Raw genomic sequence first — 23,431 nt, 5'->3', positions numbered from 1 at the left:
ACGGTCACACCTTCGGCTCGGGGTTCAACGCGACGGGCGGCAGCTTGGGCAGCGTGCACTGGTAAGGCTTGGTATCCGTGCTGGGGTTCTTGTAGCCGTGCGGGCCATCGATATCGAGCACGCCGTTGACATCCTGGATGCAGATGCGGTCTTCCGCCGGCGTCAGGCCGTTCACGACATCCTTGGGATCGGCATAGCCATCCCACACCACGTCCGGAAAGCGTCCGTTGAGGCCAAACACGGCGGTCTTGAGTGTTTTCAGTTTCAACCCGTCCGGCGAGTCGCCGCCGCCGGTGATGCGGTTGCCGTAGATATAGATGCCCTTCGGATAAGGGTTGTAGTCGGCGGCGACGCCGCTGGTGTTGTAGTAATTGGTGGAGAAGTAACTGGAAACGATGATGCTGGCGGTCTGGTTGTCGACGATGTGGTTGTTGAATATCTCCACTTTGTCATTGGAGTTGACCACGATGCCCGATCCCGCCGGCACGCTCGCGACGGCAGCGCCTTTCCTGGCGAAATTGCCGGTGTTGTTGGCCAATACTTCGTTGTGGAAAACGCGCGTGGAATGCCCTTCCTGCGAGAGGTTGGGCATGTTGAACACCAGGATGCCGCCGGTGTTCTTGGTGGTCAGGTTGTCGTATACGTCGGCATTCACCGAGTTCTCGATCTCGATGCCGGCCACGTTTTGCTCGGCGCGGTTGCGACGCACGATGATGTTGTTGGACTGGCCCACGTAGATGCCTGCATCCGATGCGCCGATCACCACCGAATCTTCCACCAGCACGTTCTGCGTCTTCACCGGATAGAGGCCATAGGCGCCGTTGGTGGTCTTGGGGCCGTCGGTCCATTCGATGCGCACGCCATGGATGGTGATGTTCTTGCCCTGGTTGATCTTCAAGGCATCGCCCATGGTGTCTTCGATAGCGAGGTTCTCGATGGTGAAATCGTCGGCGTTCACCAGCAGTCCTTCCGGACCGACCACCTGGTTCTTGAACGACAACACCGTCTTGTCCATGCCGGCGCCGCGCAGCGTGACGCCGTTGGTGCGCAGGCTGAGGCCGCGCTTGAGCGAGTAATGGCCGGCAGGAATGTCGATCACGCTGCCGGGCTTGGCATCCAGCAATTGCTGTTCGAGCTTGCTCTCGAACGAGGCGTCGCTCTGGTTTTGCGTCGCGCTTTCCTGATGACCGCAGGCGGCCAGCAGCAGCGCCATGGCGATCGGCGTGCAGATCTTGCGCATGATCGAATCTCCCCGTGCGCCATACGGGCGCGTACCAGCGCACTGTCCCCCAAGGGAGCGCACACGGGGAGGGCGAAAGGGACGGGGATGGGGGGCAAAGCGGCCAGCGTGAGCGCCGTGTGACGGCAACCTTTCGCTAGAAAGGGGCCACCTGCCCATGCCGACGAGGGCGTTTAGTCAGACCTTTTAGCATTGAAAAATATTTCAACCTGGCTTGCTTAAATATCGCTTTTGGCCAGAACGCGATGCTCGTAACTTGAACATCAGTCAAGTTGCTCCGGAGATGGTCATGCACGCTTTCTGGATCGATCGTCGGTTTCACCCGGTTCTCACCGGCAGTTCTTCACGGCAAGCCGTATCGCCCACTGCGGTGCGCCAGCCAGTCAGTGTCCCGGCGGTCAAGGCGGCTGGCACCGTCGTAAGGTCGACACGCCTGTGCCTGGGCATTGGCGACGGCAATCTGCGCCGCCAATAAACCCCAGAACAGTTTTTGGATCTACAAACGGCAATGGCTGGCGACTTCGTCCAGCCATTGCCATGCGTGTGAATCAGCGCGCGCCGCCACCGGCATACAGACGCTCGCCCGACAGCCAGTACGAGTCATCGGAAGCCAGGAACACCGCCACCGAGGCGATATCGTTCGGCTGGCCGATGCGGCCCAGCGGCGTGCTGGCCAGCGCGTACTGCTCAAAGTCGCCGCCGATCGCACCGACCGCGTGCGTACCTTCGGTTTCCACCATGCCGGGGTTGAGCGCGTTCACGCGAATCTTGCGCGGGCCAAGCTCCTTCGACAATACACCGGTGATCGCATCCACCGCGCCCTTGGTGGCGGTGTAGACCGCCGTGGCGGGCGGCACGATGCGCGACACCAGCGAGCCGATATTGATGACGCTGGCGCCTTCGCCAAGATGTTTCGCGGCGGCCTGGGTGGTCAGCAACAGGCCCAGTACATTGGTGTTGAACTGCTTGTGGTAGTGCTCTTCGGTGATGTTTTCCAGCGGCGCGAACTCGTACACGCCGGCGTTGTTCACCAGGATGTCCAGCTTGCCGTAATGCTTGATGGCGGCATCGACCAGCGCCTGCCCGGTGGCCGCCTCGGCCACACTGCCGCCCACGGCGACAGCCTTGCCGCCGGCCTTGGCGATTTCCGCAACCACTGCATCGGCGCCGGCCTTGCTGGATGCGTAGTTCACGACGACCGCCGCGCCTTCGGCGGCCAGCGCCTTGGCGATGGCGGCGCCGATGCCCTTGGATGCGCCGGTGACGATGGCGACCTTACCTTTCAGCTTGCTCATGGGTTTGCCCTTCAGAGTGGTGGGGAACGTGGACCTCAAATCCAGTAGTTCGTAACTTATGAACTATGGAACTACAATTCAAGGGCCTGATAAAATCGCTTCCATGAGGCCGCTGGTTCACCCATCGATCGAGGACATCACCGTAGAGGGCATCCTGCACGCCCTGTCCGATCCCGTGCGCGCGGCCATCTACGCGGAGCTGGCCATCTCCAGCGGTGCCACCTGCTCCAACTTCCTCAAGATCAGCGACCGCGAGATTCCCAAGTCCACCCTCTCGCAGCACTTTCGCGCCCTGCGCGAAGCGGGGCTGATCCGCAGCGAGCGGCAAGGCGTGGAGATGCGCAACAGCACGCGCTGCGAGGAGATCAATCAGCGCTTTCCGGGTCTGGTCATGGCGATCATGAAGGCGCACCAGGTGCAGGCTGAGGAGCGGATGCGTGCGTCCAAGCGCAAGCTTGCCGTAAGCAAATCTCGCAGCGGCTGAGAAAGCTACGGCGCTGCAAAGCTGCTGGTGACGAGGCTAAACTTGGTTGGGTCGTGCGCACAGAAGCGCTGCCGAGCCAGGTTGGGTGTCGGTTTTACAGGGGAAAATAGTGATCATCGGAATCGATCTAGGTACGACGAATAGCCTCGTCGCCCTATGGAAGGACGGCGCGCCGGTGCTGGTACCCAACAGTCTGGGTAGCTCGCTGACTCCGTCGTGTGTCGGGTTCTCCGACAAGGGTGAATTGCTGGTCGGGCAGGCCGCCAAGGATCGTCTGCAAACGCATCCTGGCCTGACTGCTGCCAACTTCAAGCGGTACATGGGCAGCCGTCGCGAGATTGAGCTCGGGAAGCACAGGTTTCGTCCTGAAGAGGTTTCATCGTTCGTATTGCGGTCCCTGAAAGCCGATGCCGAGGCGGTGCTTGGTGAATCGGTAAGCGAGGCGATTATCAGCGTCCCTGCCTATTTCAGCGATGCGCAGCGCAAGGCAACGCGCTCTGCCGGCGAACTGGCAGGCTTGAAGGTCGATCGGTTGATCAACGAGCCCACCGCCGCGGCGCTTGCCTATGGAGTGCGCGACGCGGGTGCGGAGCGCAAGTTTCTGGTGTTCGATCTGGGCGGCGGTACGTTCGATGTCTCCATCCTGGAAATTTTCGAAGGTGTGATGGAAGTGCGTGCTAGCGCCGGCGACAATTTCCTCGGTGGAGAGGATTTTGTCGATCTTCTTTGTGAAGACATCCTCAGCAGATCGAACTGCAGCAGTCAGGATTTGCGGGCCGGCGACAGGCAGCGACTGCGGGAGATCGCCGAGGGCATCAAGCGCCGCTTGAGCATAGAGTCGTCCATTGAGTTGCCCGTTCGCCTCCGCGATGGAGAGTTCACCTACGCGCTGGATGAGGATCGTTTTGCAACGCTGTGCGATCCACTGCTGCAGCGCTTGCGTGCGCCAGTCGAGCGAGCTCTGCGCGACGCGCGCATCCGTGCCAGCGACCTTTACGAGGTGGTGCTTGCGGGGGGTGCCACGCGCATGCCGATAGTACGCAAGCTGGTTACCAGGATGTTCGGCCGCTTTCCCGCCACGGCACTGAATCCAGACGAAGTGGTGGCGCTCGGCGTGGCCGTGCAGGCCGGCCTGCAAATGGATGATGCGGCACTAAGCGAAATCGTCATGACCGACGTATGTCCGTATACGCTCGGCATCCGAGTGGCCCAGCGCCTTGCTGGCGACGGATCGCTGCAAGACGGGTTTTATTTACCCATTATCGAACGCAATACCATCGTTCCCGCCAGTCGGAGCAAGGACGTTTATACGTTGTACGACAACCAGGTCAAATTGTGCATTGACGTCTATCAGGGCGAAGGCCGGCTGGTCAGGGATAACATTCCACTGGGCAAGTTCGAGGTTGCGGTGCAAGGAGGCATGCCAGCTGGCAAGGCTGGCGCGGATGTCCGTTTTACCTATGACGTCAACGGCTTGCTCGAAGTGGAAGCGAGCGTGCATGGAACGGACACCAAAGGGAGCATCGTCATCGAGGAGCACGCCGGAGTCCTGTCCAAGGAGGATATCGCGGAGAGACTCGCAGCGCTTCACGCGCTCAAGCTCAATCCGCGGGACGATGCGCGCAACGTTGCCGTCCTGGCGCGGGCCAACCGGCTTTACGAAGAGGCTCTAGGGCCGTCCCGTACGGCCATTTCGAATGCCATGAGCCAGTTTGAGGCGATTATGGCGAGGCAGGATCCCCGGGAGATATTGGCATCGCGGGAGCAACTGTCCGCATGGCTGGATCGTTTCGAAAGCAATCCCTTGCTCGATGCTTGACGGGGCGCGCCATGCAATGGGTTTTTGAAGCGCTTGGCATCGACCAGAATGCGGACACGCGTACCGTTCGAAAGGCTTATGCAAAAGCCATCAAGCAGTGCGACCAGGCGAACGACGTCGAGGGGTTCCAGAAGATTCGCCGCGCCTACGAGTTGGCTCTCCAGTGGGCTAAGGGGCGCGAATCGGGGGCGGCCGGTGCTCCACCGCAGCAAGTTTCCACACGCGATGCGGAATCGGCCGCGCCGCCTGTGTCGCCGGAGCAGCCTTCGTCCGCGGATGCTCCGCCAGGCTTGAGAACGCCCGCATCCCCGGTCCAGCCAGGGATGTCGGCAAGGCGGCATCATCCACAGGCGCATGAAGTGCTCGACGCATTGGCGGTGGCCTTGCGAGAGGCTGATGGCACACAGGCGCACGCACTGCTCGAGGCGTCTTCCAGAGACGATAGACTGACGTCGCTCGATGAAAAAATGGCCTTCGAGCAAGCGCTGCTCGTATTTTGCTTCGCCAACCCTCCGAACATAAACCTGCTGGATGCCGCCTGCGATCTGTTTGGGTGGGAGACATCGAACAAGCACTTGGCTATGCGCCCGGACCTAGTTGCACGCATGCGCCGACAGTTGGCCCTGAGGGCTGCATTGTCGATGCGCAACGCGGAAAACAGACGCGAAATTGAAGATGCCTTGCTGATTTATCGAGCGGTCAAGCGACAACCTGATTTGAGAATCGAGCCTTGGCAGATCGTCAAGGCCAATCAGGTGCTGGATCGATGCGACCCATTCCGTCGAGAGCTCGAGGATCGCTACGGCGCGGAAGCGTTGGACTGGTGGCGCCGCAAGTTGGCCGACAATTCCGGCCTTCTTGATGCATACCACGAGCGGCAAGCCAAAGAGCGCGAATTCGCGCAATTGAAAATCGAGCGCCGCCCCCAGAATCCGGCTCCAATGAGTCCTTCCAGTTTCGTGCGCTTGCTTATTTGCCTGGTGATTATCACGGCGATTTTGAATCATTTTCAAAAGAGCTCCTCGTCCGTAGACGATCTGCAAACGACTAGTACCCTCTCGTCCGACTACCGCTATCAAGGAGCGGATCATCTGTCGTCGACGTCGCTGTCGCCTGCCGCGCCCTCCCCGTACGAGCAGAACGAAGTCGTGCGCCTGCGTCATCGCGCCGACCAAGGGGACGCCGATGCGGAGGATTATCTGGGCCGCAAATACGAGCGCGGACAGGATGTGCCAAAGGATCCGGGTATTGCCTTGATTTGGTATGGTCGAGCCGCCGATCGCGGATTTGCCGACGCGCAATACAACCTTGGCGAGATGTACATGCGGGGCGAAGGTGTGCCAAGAACGCCTCTGGCGGCGATTCAGTGGTGGAAAGCCGCAGCCTTGCAGGGTCACTTGGCTGCTCAAGACCGATTGGCAGAGGTCTATTTCAACGGTGACGGTGTCAAGCAGGACTATCGGGCCGCGCTCCATTGGTGGCAATTGGCATCTAAAAATGGCGATGCCGAGGCGGAGGACGGTCTGGGCGATCTCTACGCGGGAGGGCGAGGCGTTCTGCGGGACTACGCTGCTGCTGCGAATTGGTATCGCAAGGCGGCTGCACAAGGCGCTGCGGCGGCATTGGTTCATCTGGGACTGATGTATGAGACTGGCGAGGGCGTGCAGCAAAACAGGATGATTGCCTATGCCTTGCTAAGCATGGCTTCGGGCAGGGGTGGTAGCGATCCCACGCAAATAACAGCCGGGCTTGCCAGGTTGTCCAAGTCGCTGACCGTTGGGCAGCGCAATGGCGCCGTTGCACTGGCAAGCAAACTTTCGGGGTCGCGTGACTTTCTAGATGAGTTGGACCGGGCTGCAGCGATGAGTCACCCATCTTGATTTGGCGGCGACGGGCGAGGTCTTTGGCATGAGCGAGGTCATAGTCGTAGCGCCACGGCGCGCGTTTGGCGAAACGTTTCAAGCAGGCATGCGAATTTCGTGCGCCCGCCCGCGGGCGTATTTGACCTTAGCGATGATCGTGCGTGCAATGGCGTTGCTTTTGCGTCGTCCGGCATCCCTGCAATGGTCGGTTTTTTTCGAAATGGTCACCGCATTTTTGGCACTCCTTTTGTACGCGGTTTGGCAGGCCGCCTACGCCGTATGGCATGAACGGTGCAATGGCCGACGTGTTTACCTGTTCGATGCGTGGGGAGTATGCGTGCGCAATTGCGACGTTTCCAGGCGGCTGCCTTGGTCGCAGATGAGTCACGTAAAAGTGACGCGCGACCGGTGGCTGATTTACGTCGAGCCCAGCTCTGTTCGGAGAAAAGTTGATGCCGTGGTTTCTTGACGTGCTTGGCGTCGATAGTGACGCCGATGTGGTTGCAATTCGAAAGGCCTATGCAAAAGCGATAAAGGAATGCGATCGGGCTTCCGAGGCCGAGCGCTTTCAGGAAATCCGTCAGGCTTATGAACTCGCGCTCCAATGGGTTGAGCAGCCGGGGGACCATCCTTTCACGAGTTCGTGGCGGATTTTTGAGTCGGCTCCGGAAGAACAGGCATCGCCGATCGACTCAGCTCGAGGTGAATCGCATCAAGTGGCGTCTTCCCGCCTGCGGATGGATGGTGCATCGTCATCGCCGATTGCCGCGGCGCGTGATTTCGAAAAGGAGCTTTTGCAAGAAGGGAATGATGCGGCCTATGAGTTGCTGGATAAATTTTCCGAGGACGATAGGCTAATCGCACTTGATGATAAATTCGCATTTGAGCAATTGGTTTTGGCGATGTGCTTTGCAGCGCCGACGAATATTGCCCTGCTCGATGCGGCTAGCGATCGATATGAATGGAATGTGTCAAGTCGGCATTTGACGGCTCGCGCGGACCTTACGCTACGCCTGAAACAGCATCTGGCCTTGCGTGATGCTCTTTCGGCCAACATGTCCAGAGACGCCAAGGAATTCGAAGAAGCCATCAATATCTATCGCTCTTTCCAGGGCAAACCAAGAGGACGGGTACAGCCTTGGCGAATCGTCTGGGCCAATCGTTTGATGGAGCGTTACGACACATTTCGGGGTGAGTTGGCTGAGCGCTATGGAGAGCAAGCGCTGGATTGGTGGAGTCGGAAACTTGAGAGTGATCCCGCGCTCCGGCGTCGTGCGGACAGTAGAAGAGCGGCGCAGCAGGGGTTTGGTGGCGTGTTGCGATCTCCTGCTCTCTCTGCGCGAAAAAAATTCATATTTATCGCGTGTGCGATGGCGCTGTTTTTGGCGGCTATAGGGAGATGGGTTCTGTAGAACCTCTCGAAGCAAGTGATAAAGGATCTTCCGTAAGAAGTCGCATCAAGAGCGTTTTCTCGTTGCGTGAGACTGACCGTGCGACGGGCGCCCGAGGCTCCACGCGCATCTTCAGGGAAAACTCCGCCGCGCCAGCTGCGGCGGCATGCCCGTCCAGCGCTTGAATGCACGGCGGAACTCGCGCGGATCGCTGAAGCCCAGTTCGATACCGATCTCGGCCACGCTCATCTGCCCGGCATGCAGCAGTTCCAGTGCGCGTTCGGCGCGCACGCGATCGTGGATTTCCCGAAAGATCCGTCCGCTGTCGGCGAGCCGGCGGCGCAGCGAGCGTTCGCTCAGGTGCAGGGTGCGGGCAACCTCGGTGAGGCGGGGATGTTCGCGCAGGCGGCTGCGCAAGAGGCGCTCCACCGAGCCTACGATTTCGTCGGAGCTGTTCGTGCCGCGCAGTTGCTGATGGCACAGGGCCAGCGCTTGCCGCGAAGTGAGCGGGTTGTAGCCGGGCAACGGGAAATCCATCCATTGCGCGTCGATCAGGATGCGGTTGTATTGCGCGCCGAAGCGTACGTCGCACTGAAACGTCTTGCTGTATTCGTCGGCGTAGGCGGGCGCCGGATAGGTCAGCTCCATCCGCGCGGGAATCAGCTTCGGCCCGACCAGCTCGCGCGCCAGGGCCAGGCTGCTGGAAAACAATTCCTCGCACAGGAATGGCAGCAACTCGATTTCGCCGAAACGCGGCCATGCCTGAGCGGCGACGGTGCGCGCGTCGACCACGGCGAAATCCACGTCGAGCAGGCTGCCGCAAACCTTGTGGTTCTCGATGCCGGTGGCCATGGCTTCGCCGAAATTGCGCGAGGTCATCATGGCCAAGCCGAGCAGGCCGAAACTGCCGATCGTTTCGTTGCGGCCGACCAATAAGCCGAGAGCCGGATCGCGCAGCACCTTCAAGCTGCGCGCAATCACCGTGCGTGCCTGGCGATAGGACACACGCACGGAAGGGTCGTTGATCTGCTGGCGGGTGATCCCCAAACCGGCAAACCAGGGCTCGCTGGAGATGCCGCGGCGCGCTGCCAGTTCGCTCAGGTGTACCAGCACATTCGGTGGAATATCCGCAGCCAGGGCGCGCGGGTCCGGTTCGATCCAGCGCGCTGGCGCGCGCCTGGCGAGATGCGTTTCAACGGCAAGCTCTGACATGCCAGACCATTCCCCGGGGCCGACCCTCATCGGCGCGAGAGACGGTTCTAGCACGTATGCGTGCGGGGTGGTTGGCGCGGCGCACAAAGCCGGCGCCTTTGCATCAAACGCTATGCGCGGCGTGTAGGTGGCGTGAGCGTGTCGTGAGGATGTTTATCGAGCGGCGCCTGCCGATGCCTGCTTCCATTGTGCGATCCAGCCTTCCAGGTCTGTCAGGCGCTTGGCCGGATCGTCGCTCAGCGTCATGCCGACCGCGGCGCCGGCTACGCGTCCGTTCGGATCGAGCAGCATCAAGGTGGGATAGACGCCTACACCCAACGTGTCGGTGAGCGATTGACCGTGGTACAGCACGTTCCAGTTCAAGCCGTGATCTTCCACGAAGCCCCGTGCGCTGGCGGCATCCTCGAACGTGATGGCCACGGTGTTCACGTCGCCGTGCGCACGCGCGAAGGCATTGAGCGTGGGGACTTCGGCCATGCACGGTGCGCACTCGGCAAAGAAGAAACTCACCAGTGTGTAGCGCCCGTGGAAATCGCTCAGCCGTTGCGTGCCGCCGTGCAGTGACGGCAAGGCAAACGGCGGAAACGCATCGCCCCGCCCAAACGAAAACCGTCCCGGTTCGCCGGCGTGCGAGCCCGGCGGTCGTATGCGCAGCATGGCCATGCCGGCCTGGCTGTCGCGGGAGATGCTGAAGGTGCGGCGTTGCTGCAACTCTTGCGCGAAGGCCGTGTAGTCGAGCGGCCTGCCGTTGGAGTCGAGATAGCGGACCTGCGGCGTGGCACCGAGTTGCAAGGTGGCGACGAAAGCCTGCTCGCCCTTATCGGGTGTCGCTGCATGCAGCAGCGCGCTGGGCGCCAAGGCCAAGGCGAGAAGTAGGGCGCGATGTTTCATGGCAGACGGCTTCCACGCCCTCTCCCTCGAGAGGAGAGGGCGTGGAACGGCAAGTTACTCGCCGATGGTCAGCAGCGAAGCGTTGCCGCCCGCGGCGGTGGTGTTGACGGTGAGAGTGCGCTCGCCGGCAAAGCGCAGCAGGTAGTGCGGGCCGCCGGCCTTGGGGCCGGTGCCGGACAAGCTTTCGCCGCCGAACGGCTGCACGCCGACCACCGCGCCGATCTGGTTGCGGTTGACGTAGCAGTTGCCAACGCGCGCGTGGCTTCGGATGTATTCCACGGTGTCGTCGATGCGGCTGTGCACGCCGAGGGTGAGGCCGTAGCCGGTACCGTTGATGGCGTCGACCACCTTCGGCAGCTCGCTGCCCTTCCAGCGGATCACGTGCAGCACCGGGCCGAACACCTCGCGCTTGAGGATGTCGAGCGAGGGGATTTCATAGGCGCGCGGTGCAAAGAAGGTGCCGTTGCCGGTGGCAGCCGGATCGAGCTTGGCCTCGGCGATCTTCTTCGCTTCCTTGTCCATGCGCACGGCGTGGTCGTTGAGGATCTTCAGCGCATCTTCGTCGATCACCGGGCCCACGTCGGTGGAAAGCTGGCCGGGATCGCCAACCTTCAGCTCGGCCATCGCACCGGCCAGCATGCCGACCACCTTGTCGGCGATGTCTTCCTGCACGAACAGCACGCGTGCGGCCGAACAACGCTGGCCGGCGGACTGGAACGCGGAGGCGATCACGTCCTTGACGATCTGCTCGGGCAGGGCGGAGGAGTCGGCGATCATCGCGTTCTGGCCGCCGGTTTCGGCGATCAATGCGGCGATGGGCGCGTTACGTGCGGCGAGTGCGCGGTTGATCGCCCAGGCGGTCTCGGTGGAGCCGGTGAAAGCAACGCCGGCAACGCGAGGATCTTTGGTGAGCGCGGCGCCGACCACGGCGCCGTCGCCCGGCAGGTATTGCAGCACGTCGGTCGGCACGCCGGCGTCGTGCAGCAGCTTCACTGCGGCGTAGCCGATCAGGCTGGTCTGTTCGGCCGGCTTGGCGATCACGCTGTTGCCGGCGGCCAATGCAGCGGACACCTGGCCCAGGAAGATCGCCAGTGGGAAGTTCCACGGGCTGATGCACACGAACACGCCGCGGCCGTTGAGGAACAGCTGGTTGCTCTCGCCGGTCGGGCCGGGCAACTGTTCCGGATGGCCGAACAAGCGGCGCGCCATGGCGGCGTAGTAACGCAGGAAGTCGGCAGCTTCGCGGATTTCTGCGATCGCGTCGGGCAGGCTCTTGCCGGCTTCGCGCACGCACAGCGCGATGAATTCGCCGCGGCGTGCTTCGAGCTGGTCGGCCGCGTGCTCGAGGATCGCGGCGCGGCTGGCGGCCGGCAGGCGGTCCCAGTTCGGCTGAGCGGCTACGCCGTTGGCCAGCGCCTTGTCGACCAATGCGGCATCGGCGCTGACGTAGCTGCCGACGTTGTCGCGGCGATCGGCAGGATTGGTTACCTGCACGGCGGGGCCATTGCCCTGCGCGCCAGCGACCAGCGGTGTTGCGGACCACTGGCCGGACTTTGCGTTGACCGCCTCGGCGAGGGCCTTCAGTTCATTGTCGTTGGAGAAGTTGACGCCCATGGAGTTCTTCCTGGATACCGAATTGGAATTCTGCGCAAGCGCAGATTGGTCACCGAACAGATTGACCGGCAGCGGAATGCGCGGATGTGCGTAGCTGCCGTGATTGGCGGCGGCATAGCGGCGCACCGTTTCGCAGGGATCGGCTACCAGCTCGCGCACCGGCAGCGTTTCGTCCACCACGCGATTGACGAAGCTGGTGTTGGCGCCGTTTTCCAGCAGGCGGCGCACCAGGTACGGCAGCAGGTCTTCGTGCGTGCCGACCGGCGCATACACGCGGCAAGGGACATCGAGGTTCTGCTTGCCGATCACTTCGGCATACAGGTCCGTGCCCATGCCGTGCAGGCGCTGGAATTCGAACGGACGGCCACGGGCGATGTGATGCACGGCGGCAATGCTGTGCGCATTGTGCGTGGCGAACTGCGGATAGATCAGCTCGCTGCCCGCATCGAACAGCTTGTGTGCGCAGGCCAGGTAGGAAACGTCGGTATTCGGCTTGCGCGTATACAGCGGATAGCCGGACAGGCCCAACTCTTGCGCGCGCTTGACCTCGGCATCCCAGTACGCGCCCTTCACCAGGCGCACGTACCAGCGGCGGCCGCTGGCGCGGGCGGTTTCGATCAGCCAGTCGATCACGAACGGCGTGCGCTTGGAATACGCTTGCACCACGATGCCCAGGCCGTTCCATCCCTGCAGCGAAGGATGCGCGAACACGTCGCCGATGATGTCCAGCGACAGTTCCAGGCGATCCGCTTCTTCGGCATCCACCGACAAGGCGATGCCTTGCTTCATAGCGAGCTGCGAGAGTTCCAGCAGCTTCGCGGTGAGATCGCGGCGTGCGCGTTCGCGGTTGGCCACTTCATAGCGCGGATGCAGTGCGGACAGCTTCACCGAGATCGACGGCGCATCGGTGTGATTGGCGAAGGGACCGCGCGCGCCGATGGCGGCGATCGCCTTGCGGTAGTCCTGCTGGTAGCGCTCGGCGGTTTCGCTGGTGAGCGCCGATTCGCCGAGCATGTCGTAGGAATAGCGGTAGACCGCGTATTCGGGCTTGGCGCAGCGGTCCAGCGCTTCGTTGATGGTCTGCCCCATCACGAACTGGTGACCCATGATGCGCATGGCCTGGCGCACGGCCAGGCGGATCGCCGGCTCACCCGCGCGGCCGACCAGGCGGCGCAGCGCGCCGGTGAAGTCGTGGCGGGTTTCCTCGGCCAGGTTGACCAGCTTGCCGGTCAGCATCAGGCCCCAGGTGGAGGCGTTGACGAACAGCGACTCGCTCTGGCCCAGGTGTTTCTTCCAGTTCGCGTCGCCCAGCTTGTCGCGGATCAGCTTGTCGGCGGTGGCCTTGTCCGGAATGCGCAACAGGGCTTCGGCCACGCACATCAGCAGTACGCCTTCCTCGCTGGAAAGGTCGTACTGGCGCATGAACGATTCCACCGCGCTCTGGTCCTTGGCGCGCGCACGCACGCGGGTGACCAGGTCGGCGGCGAGGTCGATGACTTTCTCGCGCTCGGCCGGCGGCAGGGAGGCCTGGGCGAGCAGGTCGTTGACCGCTTCGGTCTCGTCGCGCAGCCAGGCAGCGGTGATGCGTGCGCGGGCCGGTTCGACGCCGGTCGGCAGTTCGGGGGTAAGAATGGGTTGGGTCACGATGGCGTGGCGCGTTCGATAGGGGCGTTGGGAGCTCAGAATTGTACGGCGGGGCGGGGCGCGAACGCATCCGTATAGATAAGGAGAGGGGATGTCCGCCTCCAACGAGGCAGCAGCTAGCCCCTCCTCCTGTCCCACGGGACTAGCTTCGCGTCGCAGCAGAGGGAGGTTGGGAGGGGGTAAAGCCCTTGGGAAAACCTCTGATGAAAGGCTTTCTCAAGTGCCCGACCCCTCCCCAACCCTCCCCTGCTAGCGGGGAGGGGGCGGTCTGGATGTCTGTGGAGTTGGTCGCGACGATGAACTGCTTGAAGTTGCTGAGAGGCGCACCTCCCCATCACATGAGAGTCCTCGTGATGCACGCCGTACCACCGAGCGAAAACGCACCCGCGACAATTTGTAGCAACCGCAGAAACGCGAGCCTTGTCGCGTACATCACAAATCCGTGACAGCCGCAAACTCCGCACAATGCGCATATCCGCGCAGATGCTCGTGTTTTTGCGCTCGGACCGCGCCGTGGACTACGCCACGCACGCGTTGCACCCATCCTTGCCCACTCCTGCATCGCGGCCTATGATCGGGAACGTTCCAGGCACGCCGGACTTTTCATGATCGTGCTTCGACCAGCCCTCGGCGGCCTGCCGTGCGTGACGTTGTGGCTTCGGCCCAATCGCGTGCTCAGCCGACGCGGTCTGCGTCGCCTGATCCTGGTGCTGGCTACCCTGGTGTTGATGACGGCAGGTCTGGGAGCGTGGCAGGGCAACGTATTTGCCCCGTTGTTCGCCCTGATCGAGGCTCCCGCCGTGGCCATCGCGCTGAGCGTGGCCTGGCGGGCCGGCGACCGCAGCGAACGCATCACCCTCGACGCCGAGTCGCTGGAGGTGCAAACCCTGCCGGGACGCCGCTGCGTGCGCTTCCAGCCCTATTGGGTGCGCGTGCTGCTGGAATCAGGGGAGGGGCGTTACCGATTGTTGTTGTCGTCGCACGGACGCAAGCTGGAAGTTGGGGCTTTCCTCGCCGAAGAGGAACGCGCCGAGCTGTTCCGGAAACTCAGGGTGCTGCTGGCGGACTTCCAATCCCAGCAACGCAGGTAGGTTCAACAAAGGTGCAAACATGAGAGCTGGCGGCATCGGGAAGCACGGCATCAGGTTCAGGGCGAAACACGCAGTCGGGGCATTGGGGTTGATGGCCCTTGGTTTGTTCGGCGGTACCGTCCAGGCGAATCCGCAACCTGGGCAGTTGAACCTCACACCCGGCGTGACGACGTATTCCCACGTACCGTACATGCTCAACAACGTGGCGCTCGGCGTCTGCGTGGTGATCGGCATCCTGGTATTCGGCGCGATGTTCATCGCCATGTTCCGCTTCCGCAAATCGCGCGGGGCGGTGCCGGAGAAGTGGTCGCACAACACCACCGTCGAAATCATCTGGACGGTCATCCCCGTCATCATTCTCATCACGCTGGCCTGGCTGGCTACCGATGGCTTGCGCCAATTCTCCGATACCACCGGTTCGCAGATGACGGTGAAGGTCACCGGCTATCAGTGGAAGTGGCGCTACGACTACGTCGACTACCAGGGCAAGCCGCTGCACGTCGACTTCATGTCCCGCTTGGACGACCAGAGCAATGCCACCCGCCAGCTCAATTCCGGGCTGGACCCCTGGGCGGTGAAGTCGGACGGCGAGCAGACCTATCTGCTGAACGTCGATCACCCGCTGGTGGTGCCGATCCACACCAAGATCCGTTTCGTGATTACCGCCGACGACGTGATCCATTCCTGGTTCGTGCCCGCATTGGGTTGGAAGATGGACGCGATCCCGGGCGTGATCAATGCCGCGTGGACCAATATCAACGAGCCGGGCATCTACCGCGGCCAATGCGCCGAGCTGTGCGGCCAAGATCATGGCTTCATGCCGATCGTGGTGAAGGCGGTGTCGCAGGAAGATTTCGCCAAGTGGCTGGCTGCGCAGCAGAAGCCTGCCGCCGCGCCGGCCCCGGCATCCACCGCCGCGGCGCCTGCACAGGCGACGGCGCAGGTGGCGGCGGCACACGCTACACAGGGTTGATTCCTCGGCTGCTTACGCAGTTCACGTAAACGCATTCATTTAGGTAGAGGTTCAAGGTTATGGCCCAGGCAGCCGCCCACGACCACCACGATGAGCATCACGACGAACACCACGAGCACCAGAATTTTTTCCAGCGCTGGGTGATGTCCACCAATCACAAGGACATCGGCACGCTATACCTGGTTTTTTCCCTGCTGATGTTCTTTATCGGCGGCAGCTTCGCGATGGTGATCCGCGCGGAACTGTTCAAGCCGGGCATGCAGCTGGTGCAGCCGTACTTCTTCAACGAAATGACCACCATGCATGCGCTGGTCATGATCTTCGGCGCGGTGATGCCGGCGTTCGTGGGCCTGGGCAACTGGATGATCCCGATGATGGTCGGCGCGCCGGACATGGCGTTGCCGCGCATGAACAACCTGTCGTTCTGGATCCTGCCGTTCGCCTTCGCGCTGATGCTGTCCACCCTGTTCCTGCCAGGCGGCGGTCCTGCCGGTGGCTGGACCATGTATCCGCCGCTGTCGCTGCAGAGCGCTTCGACGGCCTACGTGGTGTTCGCGATCCACTTGATGGGCATCAGCTCGATCATGGGCGCGATCAACATCATCGCCACCATCCTCAACATGCGCGCGCCGGGCATGGATCTGTTGAAGATGCCGGTGTTCGTGTGGAGCTGGCTGATCACCGCCTTCCTGCTGATCGCGGTGATGCCGGTGCTCGCAGGCGCGGTGACCATGTTGCTCACCGACAAATACTTCAATACGCACTTCTTCGATGCCGCCGGCGGCGGTGACCCGATTCTGTTCCAGCACGTGTTCTGGTTCTTCGGTCACCCCGAGGTGTACATCATGATCCTGCCGGCGTTCGGGATCATCTCGGAAATCATCCCGACCTTCGCGCGCAAGCCGATCTTCGGCTACAAGGCGATGGTGTTCGCGATCGCCTCGATCGCCTTCCTCTCGTTCATCGTGTGGGCGCACCACATGTTCGCGGTGGGTCTGCCGCTGGGTGCCGAAATCTTCTTCATGTACGCCACCATGCTCATCGCGGTGCCGACCGGCGTGAAGGTGTTCAACTGGGTCGCCACCATGTGGGGCGGCTCGATGACCTTCGAAACGCCGATGCTGTTCGCCATCTCGTTCGTCATCCTGTTTTCCATCGGCGGTTTCTCCGGCCTGATGCTGGCGCTGGTGCCGGCGGACTTCCAGTATCACGACACCTATTTCGTGGTGGCGCACTTCCACTACGTGCTGGTGACCGGCGCGATCTTCGCGATCATGGCGGCCACGTATTACTGGATCCCGAAGTGGACCGGGCACATGTACAGCGAGTTCTGGGGCAAGGTGCACTTCTGGAACTCGGTGGTGTGGGTGAACGTGCTGTTCTTCCCGCAGCACTTCCTGGGTCTGGCCGGCATGCCGCGCCGCATCCCGGACTACAACGTGGCCTTCGCCAACTTCAACATGATCAGCTCGATCGGCGGCTTCCTGTTCGGCGCCTCGCAGTTGATCTTCCTGGGCGTGATCATCCATTGCGTGTGGTTCTCCAAGAAGAAAGCGACCGATCGCGTGTGGGAAGGTGCCCGGGGCCTGGAGTGGACGTTGTCGTCGCCGCCCCCGCATCACTCCTTCTCGATCGCGCCGGAGATCCACGACGAAGAACTGGCCCATGGCCACGTCGAGGACTGATCCATGAAGCTCGGTCACCAGACGCTCGATGCGGCACAGGAACAACGCGTACGCCGTGCGCGACGTACCGCCAGGACGGTGGGGATCGTTGCCATCGTGGTGTTTGTGTTTTCGATCGGGCAAATGCTTTGGCTACAGCATCATCCAGTGGCGCACGCGCGGGCCGTTGCAGAGGCGCTCATGCAGTAACCCTGCTGCGGCAGGGACGTAGGTCACCAGGAACATCTACGGGATACAGATCATGGGTCAGCAGCACGACATCTATTACGTACCGAGCAAGAGCCAGTGGCCGATCGTGGCTGCCGTGGTCATGTTCCTCACCGTGTTCGGCGCGGCGCACTGGCTCAATGCCGAGCCCGGCGAGGCGCATTTCGGCCAGACGCTGCTGACGATCGGCTTCGTCGGCATTCTGCTGATGTTCTTCGGCTGGTTCCGCTCGGTGATCCACGAGTCGATGGCAGGCCGCTACAACACCCAGGTGGACCGCTCGTTCCGCATGGGCATGATGTGGTTCATCTTCTCCGAAGTGATGTTCTTCGGCGCCTTCTTCGGCGCGCTGTTCTACATCCGCATGTTCTCGGTGCCGTGGCTGGGCGGTTATGGCCATGGCGTGCTCACCCACCAGTTCCTGTGGAGCGATTACGCCGCATCGTGGGGATCGGGCGGCGGCAATGGCCCGGCGCACGTCGGCGGTGCGTTCGAAACGGTGGCGCCGTGGGGGCTGCCGTTGCTGAATACGCTGATCCTGCTGAGCTCCAGCGTTACCGTCACCATCGCCCATCACGCGTTGAAGGCTGGCCATCGCGGCAAGGTGCTGTTGTTCCTGGGCGTTACCGTGCTGCTGGGCGCGTCGTTCCTGTACTGCCAGGCCCACGAGTACATGGAAGCCTACAAGGAACTGAATCTCACGCTGGGCAGCGGCGTCTACGGTTGCACCTTCTTCATGCTCACCGGCTTCCACGGCCTGCACGTAACGCTGGGCACGATCATGCTGGCAATCATCTGGCTGCGCGTGCTGGCGGGGCATTTCAGTAAAGAGCACCACTTCGGCTTCGAAGCAGTGGCCTGGTATTGGCACTTCGTCGACGTGGTGTGGCTGGGGCTTTTCATGTTTGTCTATATTCTCTGACCGTTTTCTCTGGTCCCAAAAAGGCCTGCCGCTTCCCGGTGGGCCTTTTTGCTTTCGTTCGCCGTGCAATGCTTGCCCTGCCCAATGGAATCGTTGCTGCGTACGGCTGTGACGCCGGCAGTCAAATCATGGGCCGTGGCTATGCCAATGCATCCGGTGTCGTCACCGGGGACCTGGCTTGCAACTTTGACAGTGTCGGTCATCGCATATCGCGGTCAGGTAGCCTGGCCCTCAAGACAGTGGATGGTTTCGAAGACCTTGCTGGTGCCTCCGTGATCGGCGATGACATTAGCGCCGGGGTTGCGGAAACGATCCAGGATTCCACGGGAAATTGACGGCGAGAAATGGCGATGAGTGTGCCTGGACGCAGCAAGCAATCGTTTGGTTACTCGCGGACGGTAGCGGTGCTGTTCTTTGCCGTTGCCGCATTCGTCGCACTCGTGGTTCTGCGGGCGGTACATGAAGACGGCGGCGTCAACCGATGGAGCATGCTCGGCATGGGCATGCTGCTGTTCTTCGTCGTCGTGGGTTGGTATGCGGCAAGCTTCAGCGTGATGGTCAGCGCCGACTCTCTAGTCGTTTCGTCGTTGTTTTCCAGCAAGACGATTGCCTTGTCGTCGATTGACGAAGCGATCGTATACAAGGGTTTGAAAGCCAATTGGCTGGAGTTGCGCCGTCGAGGCGATCTGATCTACAGGGTGCGCGATTCGATCGACGGCTATCCGAGGTTGGCGGACGATATTTTGAGTGCGCTTGGCGGCTGCGCCCGAACGATGCTCAAGGACAAATTCGGCAACGAGCGCGAATTCCGCCCAGGCGATGGCTTTCTTTGAATGATGCAGGTGGCCGGCGTTTGAGGGACAAGCTCCCCCGGCGCCCCTGATGCCGGGCAATCGCGGTCAAATGCCGCGGGGAACGAGGGATGACCCTCCGCTACACTTATTGCCCCACCCCGTGCGGGTGTATCCACCCCATCTTGATGCCCACGATCACCATGGCGATCAGCACCAGCGAAAAGCCGATGCGCCGCGTCAGCGCCCATACCGTGCGCTTGCCGCCGTCTTTGTCGGTCATCATGAAATACAACGCCTGGCCCAGGTTGAACACCACCACCAGGAACATGATCACCAGCACGACTTTGTAGATGGTTTCCACGTGATTGACCTGAGCAGGCTCGACATCGCCAGTATAGCCATCGATATCGGGGCCGCCGCGTGAGCTGGATGCGGCGGCCATCGTGGTGGTCGGTGTTGCTGACGGTAGCTGGCGCCCTTGTTTTTGTGCGTCTTGGCATCTGGCAACTGCACCGTGCCGATTACAAAGACGAACTTCTGCGACGGTATGCCGCAGCGGCCAGCGCGCCGGTGCAGGACTTCGCCAGCGCGGCGGCGCACCCTTCCCAAGACGTGTATCCGCGTGTGCGCGTGCAAGGCCATTATCTGGCCGACCGCGTGTATCTGCTGGACAACCCGAAGCACGACGAAAGAGGGGGCGTGGAAGTGTTCGCCCCGTTCCAGCCCGATCACCAAGACCGCTTGCTGCTGGTCGACCTGGGGTTTCTGCCGGGCAATGGCTCGGGCGCACCGCCGCAGCTGACACCCCTGCCGATCGACACGCAGACCCTGCAGGGGCTTTACCAGCCGTCGCCGGGCAATGGGCTGGAGATGGGCGGCAATGCGCTGGCGCGGCAAGCGCAATGGCCGAAGACCACGATCTATCTGGATCTGGGACAGATTGCGGCCGACCTGCACGTGCCGCTCTACCCGCGCATGCTTGCCCTGGACCCCGATCCGGCGGCCATTTACGTGCGCGTGCATACGCTGGATCTTTCCTCGATGCCGCCGGCGCGGCATCGTGCCTATGCTTTTCAGTGGTTCACCTTCGCCCTCGCGGCGGTGGTGATTTTCGTGGTCCTGCACCGGACCAGGCGTCGTTCCAACAAGCCCCGATCATGACCGCACCGACCGACCAAGCCCTACGCAAAAGCCGCCTGAAATTCCTGCTGGTGATCTTCGTGTTTGCCGCGCCGATCATCGCGGCAGGCCTGCTCAACCTGAGCGGCTGGCAGCCCACGGGCAAGGCGTATGGCGAGCCGATCCTGCCGCAGCGCAATTTCGATCAGGAGCATGTGCAGATACGGCTGGCCGATGGCCAGGCTTGGCCCTGGCGCGATAGTTCGCCGCGCCTCACCCTGATCGCGCTGGCCGGCCCCGGTTGTGCCGGCCATTGCATGGATGCGCTGACCAAAATGGCCGCGGCGCGCATCACCCTCAACGGCAATGCGGATCGTTTGCGCCTGCTGTTTGTCGGCCAGCCCCCGGCGAATGCGGTCGGCAGCGGGATGGAGAACTACTGGCGCCTGGGCGACGACCCGAGCGGCAGCCTGGCCGCCTATCGCCCCACCGCGCCCGATTCCGTAGCCGCGCTGCTGGTGGAGTCCGACGGCACCGCGCTGAGCCTGTATCCTGTCGGTTTTGATCCGAGCGGCTTGCGCAAGGATCTGCAGAAGGTCATTCGTTGATGTCGCGTACCCGCAAATTCGTGCCCTATCTCGCTGTGCTGGCGGCGGTCTTCGCCTTCGGGTTGGTGATGTTCGGCGCGTTCGTCAGGCTGTCCAACGCCGGCCTGTCCTGCCCGGACTGGCCCACCTGCTACGGCAAGGCGACCTGGCCGCAGCATGCCGCGGCCGTGGCGAAAGCCGACCAGGCGTTCCCCGATCGTCCATACGAGGCGGACAAAGCCTGGCGCGAACAGGTGCACCGCATGCTGGCGGGCACGCTCGGCGTGCTGGTGCTGCTGCTGGCGCTGATTGCCGCGCGCCGCGACCGGCTTGCGCTGCTGGCGATCGTGATCAGCGCGATATTTGCCGCCACCGGCGTTGCTTTGTACCTGCATGGCGAACGCGAATGGTCGTCGGGCCTCGCGCTGCTGGCGATTCTGCTGCCCACCACCGGCGCCTTGTGGCTGCGCGAACACTCGGCATTGAAAGTGAGCGTGCTGGCGCTGGCAGTGATCGTCTTCCAGGCGATGCTGGGCATGTGGACAGTAACTTTGTTGCTCAAGCCCATCGTGGTGATGGGGCATCTGCTGGGCGGCCTCACTACCTTCGGGCTGCTTGCGTATGTCGCCCTGCGCTACAAGGGCGTGGGCGCCAACAGCAACAACCACGCGTCGTTGCGCCGATGGGTGGTGCTGGGCATCGTGCTGCTTGCCGGCCAGATCGCGCTGGGCGGCTGGACGTCCGCCAACTACGCGGCGCTTGCCTGCGGTACCGATTTCCCCACGTGCCTGGGCCAGTGGGCGCCGCCGACCGATTTTCATCAGGCCTTCGTGCTGTCGCGCGAGGTCGGTGTCAACTATGAAGGCGGCGTGCTGGACATGGCTGCACGCAGCGCCATCCAGATCACCCATCGCATCGGCGCGCTGGTGGTGTTCTGTTATCTGAGCTGGCTGGCCTATCGCCTGAGCCGCAGCGGTTTTCGCCTTGGCGGCGCGGCGGTATTCGCTGCGCTGGTGCTGCAGGTGGTATTGGGCATCAGCAACGTGCATTTCGGTTTGCCGTTGCCGGTGGCAACCATGCACAACGGCGGCGCGGCTTTGTTGTTGTTTACGTTGTTGGCGAACTTTGCGCGCCTGCAACCGTGGCAGCGTGATGTGACGGATGTGCTTGCATGAGTCTGGTTCGCGAATACATGCAGTTGACCAAGCCGCGCGTGGTCGCGCTGCTGGTGTTCTGCGCAGTGATCGGCATGTTCCTCGCCGTGCCCGGCATTCCGCCGTGGCGCGCGCTGGTGTTCGGCACGCTGGGCATCTGGATGGCCTCCGGCTCGGCAGCTGCCTTCAATCACCTGATCGACGAGCGCATCGACAAGCTGATGGCGCGCACTGCGCGCCGCCCGCTCGCGACGGGCACGCTGCGCCCACGCCAGGTATTGGTGTTTGCGATCCTGCTCGGCATCGTCTCGATGCTGGTGCTGGTGTTGCTGGTGAACACGCTTACCGCGCTGCTCACCTTCGGCGGCCTGATCGGCTACGCGCTGGTCTATACCGCCTACCTGAAGCGCGCGACGCCGCAGAATATCGTGATCGGCGGCCTGGCCGGCGCCATTCCGCCCGTGCTGGGCTGGACTGCCGTTACCGGTGCGCTGCATCCGTTCGCGTTGCAGCTGTGCCTGATCATTTTCGTGTGGACGCCGCCGCATTTTTGGGCGCTGGCTATTTTCCGCCGCGACGACTACGCCCGCGCCGAAATCCCCATGCTGCCCGTCACCCATGGCGTGCGCTACACGCGCTGGAACATTTTGCTCTACACCATCCTGCTGGTGATCGTGAGCCTGCTGCCCGCGCTGACCGGTTACAGCGGCCTGATCTATTTCGGCGGTGCGGTCGTGCTCGGCGCAGGATTCCTCTATTACGCGATCCGCATGATGAATCCGCCGGACGAATACTTCGCCATGCGCACGTTCAAGTATTCGATCATTTATCTGATGGCGCTGTTTGCGTTTTTGCTGGCGGATCATTGGCTGGTGTCGCCGATGCAGTGAGGCAGTGCGGTGAAGGTCAGTAGCTGTCTTCGCGCAGAAAGAGAGCGTTCCACTGCCGTTGACCGGGACCCGAGTGGCTGAGAAGGGGGCGTTGGTGCGGCCTCGCTTGGTTGGCTCCGCCGTCCTGTTTTTGCATTTTTGCCTTCTCACTTGCAATTCGCTGGCGCCGGTCCTGCGCGCGCGACTTCGAGAGAAGCTCAATCGCGGCGCCGGCAGTCAGTCGTTTCTGGTGGAAACCATCGCTGGAATCGACACCGTAAAGGCCATGGCCGTGGAGCCCCAACTCGCCCGGCGCTGGGGTAGACGACTGGCGGGCGGCGTGGAGGCCGGATTTCGCATCATCGCCCTGGGCGCAGCGGCACGCGAGGGCGTCAACGTTGGTGTTGAGCATGACAGCCGTTATCAAATTATAGTTGCCACTAATGTCGGCAAATAATCAAGCGGTGCGACGCGGATTCGACAAGCAATGGGTTCGTCGAGCGTGACATCCGTTTCATCTCGTTGGTGACGGGCAAGCGAGTTCGAATCCATTTTCGAAATCAATAGGGAAATGAGGG

Annotated in this window: 24 protein-coding genes; 18 read left to right on the top strand and 6 right to left on the bottom strand. The window is 62.1% G+C overall.

Going from position 1 to position 23,431, the window contains the following annotated elements; genetic code table 11:
* Positions 1 to 4: 4 nt before the first annotated feature.
* Complete coding sequence (locus tag ISS99_RS06950; protein WP_204630873.1) at positions 5 to 1,240, bottom strand: parallel beta-helix domain-containing protein; 1,236 nt, start codon at positions 1,238 to 1,240, stop codon at positions 5 to 7.
* A 289-nt stretch (positions 1,241 to 1,529) separates the two neighbouring features.
* Here ISS99_RS06950 and ISS99_RS06945 point away from each other — a divergent pair, with 289 nt between their 5' ends.
* Positions 1,530 to 1,715 (top strand): hypothetical protein, encoded by a 186-nt coding sequence (locus ISS99_RS06945; protein WP_204630872.1) that lies wholly within the window; start codon positions 1,530 to 1,532, stop codon positions 1,713 to 1,715.
* 73 nt (positions 1,716 to 1,788) lie between these two features.
* Here ISS99_RS06945 and ISS99_RS06940 read toward each other — a convergent pair whose 3' ends face one another.
* Positions 1,789 to 2,535, bottom strand: a complete 747-nt coding sequence (locus ISS99_RS06940) for a glucose 1-dehydrogenase (protein WP_204630871.1) — start codon at positions 2,533 to 2,535, stop codon at positions 1,789 to 1,791.
* Positions 2,536 to 2,638: 103 nt separating this feature from the next.
* Here ISS99_RS06940 and ISS99_RS06935 point away from each other — a divergent pair, with 103 nt between their 5' ends.
* The 5 genes from ISS99_RS06935 (at position 2,639) to ISS99_RS06915 (ending at position 8,112) form a co-directional block, all read left to right on the top strand.
* Positions 2,639 to 3,019: an ArsR/SmtB family transcription factor gene (locus tag ISS99_RS06935; RefSeq protein ID WP_204630870.1), complete on the top strand. Its 381-nt coding sequence runs from the start codon at positions 2,639 to 2,641 to the stop codon at positions 3,017 to 3,019.
* 109 nt (positions 3,020 to 3,128) lie between these two features.
* The gene (locus ISS99_RS06930) at positions 3,129 to 4,838 is read left to right on the top strand and encodes an Hsp70 family protein (protein ID WP_204630869.1); all 1,710 of its coding nucleotides are present in this window, start codon (positions 3,129 to 3,131) and stop codon (positions 4,836 to 4,838) included.
* Between the two features lie 11 nt (positions 4,839 to 4,849).
* On the top strand, positions 4,850 to 6,718 hold the full coding sequence (locus ISS99_RS06925; RefSeq protein WP_204630868.1) for an SEL1-like repeat protein: 1,869 nt from the start codon (positions 4,850 to 4,852) through the stop codon (positions 6,716 to 6,718).
* A gap of 28 nt (positions 6,719 to 6,746) precedes the next feature.
* Positions 6,747 to 7,169 carry a hypothetical protein gene (locus ISS99_RS06920; RefSeq protein ID WP_204630867.1) on the top strand — a complete coding sequence of 141 codons (423 nt, stop codon included), beginning with the start codon at positions 6,747 to 6,749 and terminating at the stop codon, positions 7,167 to 7,169.
* Complete coding sequence (locus ISS99_RS06915; RefSeq protein ID WP_204630866.1) at positions 7,153 to 8,112, top strand: J domain-containing protein; 960 nt, start codon at positions 7,153 to 7,155, stop codon at positions 8,110 to 8,112. Before ISS99_RS06920 ends, ISS99_RS06915 begins: the two co-directional genes overlap by 17 nt.
* Before the next feature lie 111 nt (positions 8,113 to 8,223).
* Here ISS99_RS06915 and ISS99_RS06910 read toward each other — a convergent pair whose 3' ends face one another.
* From ISS99_RS06910 to putA, 3 genes are all read right to left on the bottom strand, one after another.
* Positions 8,224 to 9,303: an AraC family transcriptional regulator gene (locus ISS99_RS06910; RefSeq protein ID WP_204630865.1), complete on the bottom strand. Its 1,080-nt coding sequence runs from the start codon at positions 9,301 to 9,303 to the stop codon at positions 8,224 to 8,226.
* 153 nt (positions 9,304 to 9,456) lie between these two features.
* The gene (locus tag ISS99_RS06905; RefSeq protein WP_204630864.1) at positions 9,457 to 10,194 is read right to left on the bottom strand and encodes a TlpA family protein disulfide reductase; all 738 of its coding nucleotides are present in this window, start codon (positions 10,192 to 10,194) and stop codon (positions 9,457 to 9,459) included.
* Between the two features lie 54 nt (positions 10,195 to 10,248).
* Positions 10,249 to 13,452, bottom strand: a complete 3,204-nt coding sequence (gene putA / locus ISS99_RS06900) for a bifunctional proline dehydrogenase/L-glutamate gamma-semialdehyde dehydrogenase PutA (protein WP_204630863.1) — start codon at positions 13,450 to 13,452, stop codon at positions 10,249 to 10,251.
* A gap of 605 nt (positions 13,453 to 14,057) precedes the next feature.
* Here putA and ISS99_RS06895 point away from each other — a divergent pair.
* From ISS99_RS06895 to ISS99_RS06865, 7 genes are all read left to right on the top strand, one after another.
* A complete protein-coding gene (locus ISS99_RS06895) occupies positions 14,058 to 14,543 on the top strand; it encodes a DUF2244 domain-containing protein (protein ID WP_239537761.1) in 486 nt (161 codons plus the stop codon).
* A 19-nt stretch (positions 14,544 to 14,562) separates the two neighbouring features.
* The gene (coxB, locus tag ISS99_RS06890) at positions 14,563 to 15,516 is read left to right on the top strand and encodes a cytochrome c oxidase subunit II (RefSeq protein WP_204630862.1); all 954 of its coding nucleotides are present in this window, start codon (positions 14,563 to 14,565) and stop codon (positions 15,514 to 15,516) included.
* 59 nt (positions 15,517 to 15,575) lie between these two features.
* The gene (gene ctaD, locus ISS99_RS06885; protein WP_204630861.1) at positions 15,576 to 17,201 is read left to right on the top strand and encodes a cytochrome c oxidase subunit I; all 1,626 of its coding nucleotides are present in this window, start codon (positions 15,576 to 15,578) and stop codon (positions 17,199 to 17,201) included.
* A 3-nt stretch (positions 17,202 to 17,204) separates the two neighbouring features.
* Positions 17,205 to 17,390, top strand: coding sequence for a hypothetical protein (locus ISS99_RS06880; protein WP_204630860.1), 186 nt, complete (start codon positions 17,205 to 17,207; stop codon positions 17,388 to 17,390).
* A gap of 52 nt (positions 17,391 to 17,442) precedes the next feature.
* Complete coding sequence (locus ISS99_RS06875) at positions 17,443 to 18,330, top strand: cytochrome c oxidase subunit 3 (protein ID WP_204630859.1); 888 nt, start codon at positions 17,443 to 17,445, stop codon at positions 18,328 to 18,330.
* 68 nt (positions 18,331 to 18,398) lie between these two features.
* The gene (locus tag ISS99_RS06870; protein ID WP_204630858.1) at positions 18,399 to 18,665 is read left to right on the top strand and encodes a hypothetical protein; all 267 of its coding nucleotides are present in this window, start codon (positions 18,399 to 18,401) and stop codon (positions 18,663 to 18,665) included.
* Between the two features lie 15 nt (positions 18,666 to 18,680).
* The gene (locus ISS99_RS06865; RefSeq protein WP_204630857.1) at positions 18,681 to 19,163 is read left to right on the top strand and encodes a hypothetical protein; all 483 of its coding nucleotides are present in this window, start codon (positions 18,681 to 18,683) and stop codon (positions 19,161 to 19,163) included.
* Positions 19,164 to 19,269: 106 nt separating this feature from the next.
* Here the strand turns inward: ISS99_RS06865 and ISS99_RS06860 are convergent, their stop codons facing one another.
* Positions 19,270 to 19,485, bottom strand: coding sequence for a twin transmembrane helix small protein (locus tag ISS99_RS06860; RefSeq protein ID WP_204631001.1), 216 nt, complete (start codon positions 19,483 to 19,485; stop codon positions 19,270 to 19,272).
* A gap of 59 nt (positions 19,486 to 19,544) precedes the next feature.
* Between ISS99_RS06860 and ISS99_RS06855 the strand changes: the two genes are divergently transcribed.
* The 5 genes from ISS99_RS06855 to ISS99_RS06835 all read left to right on the top strand — a co-directional run bounded on the left by ISS99_RS06855 (position 19,545) and on the right by ISS99_RS06835 (position 23,310).
* Entirely contained in the window at positions 19,545 to 20,285 is a 741-nt protein-coding gene (locus tag ISS99_RS06855; RefSeq protein WP_204630856.1) for an SURF1 family protein, read from the top strand.
* Positions 20,282 to 20,851 carry a hypothetical protein gene (locus ISS99_RS06850; RefSeq protein ID WP_204630855.1) on the top strand — a complete coding sequence of 190 codons (570 nt, stop codon included), beginning with the start codon at positions 20,282 to 20,284 and terminating at the stop codon, positions 20,849 to 20,851. Before ISS99_RS06855 ends, ISS99_RS06850 begins: the two co-directional genes overlap by 4 nt.
* Positions 20,851 to 22,005, top strand: coding sequence for a COX15/CtaA family protein (locus ISS99_RS06845; RefSeq protein ID WP_204630854.1), 1,155 nt, complete (start codon positions 20,851 to 20,853; stop codon positions 22,003 to 22,005). The genes ISS99_RS06850 and ISS99_RS06845 overlap by 1 nt, the downstream gene beginning before the upstream one ends.
* Positions 22,002 to 22,874 carry a heme o synthase gene (gene cyoE / locus ISS99_RS06840; protein WP_204630853.1) on the top strand — a complete coding sequence of 291 codons (873 nt, stop codon included), beginning with the start codon at positions 22,002 to 22,004 and terminating at the stop codon, positions 22,872 to 22,874. Before ISS99_RS06845 ends, cyoE begins: the two co-directional genes overlap by 4 nt.
* Before the next feature lie 73 nt (positions 22,875 to 22,947).
* Positions 22,948 to 23,310, top strand: coding sequence for a 6TM ABC transporter family protein (locus ISS99_RS06835; protein WP_204630852.1), 363 nt, complete (start codon positions 22,948 to 22,950; stop codon positions 23,308 to 23,310).
* The last annotated feature ends 121 nt before the right edge of the window (positions 23,311 to 23,431 follow it).

The sequence above is a fragment of the Dyella mobilis genome (assembly GCF_016904945.1).
GTDB classification, from domain to species: Bacteria; Pseudomonadota; Gammaproteobacteria; order Xanthomonadales; family Rhodanobacteraceae; genus Dyella_B; species Dyella_B mobilis.
Note: the sequence above shows the minus strand (reverse complement) of the source record. Positions and strands in the feature narration are given on the sequence as shown.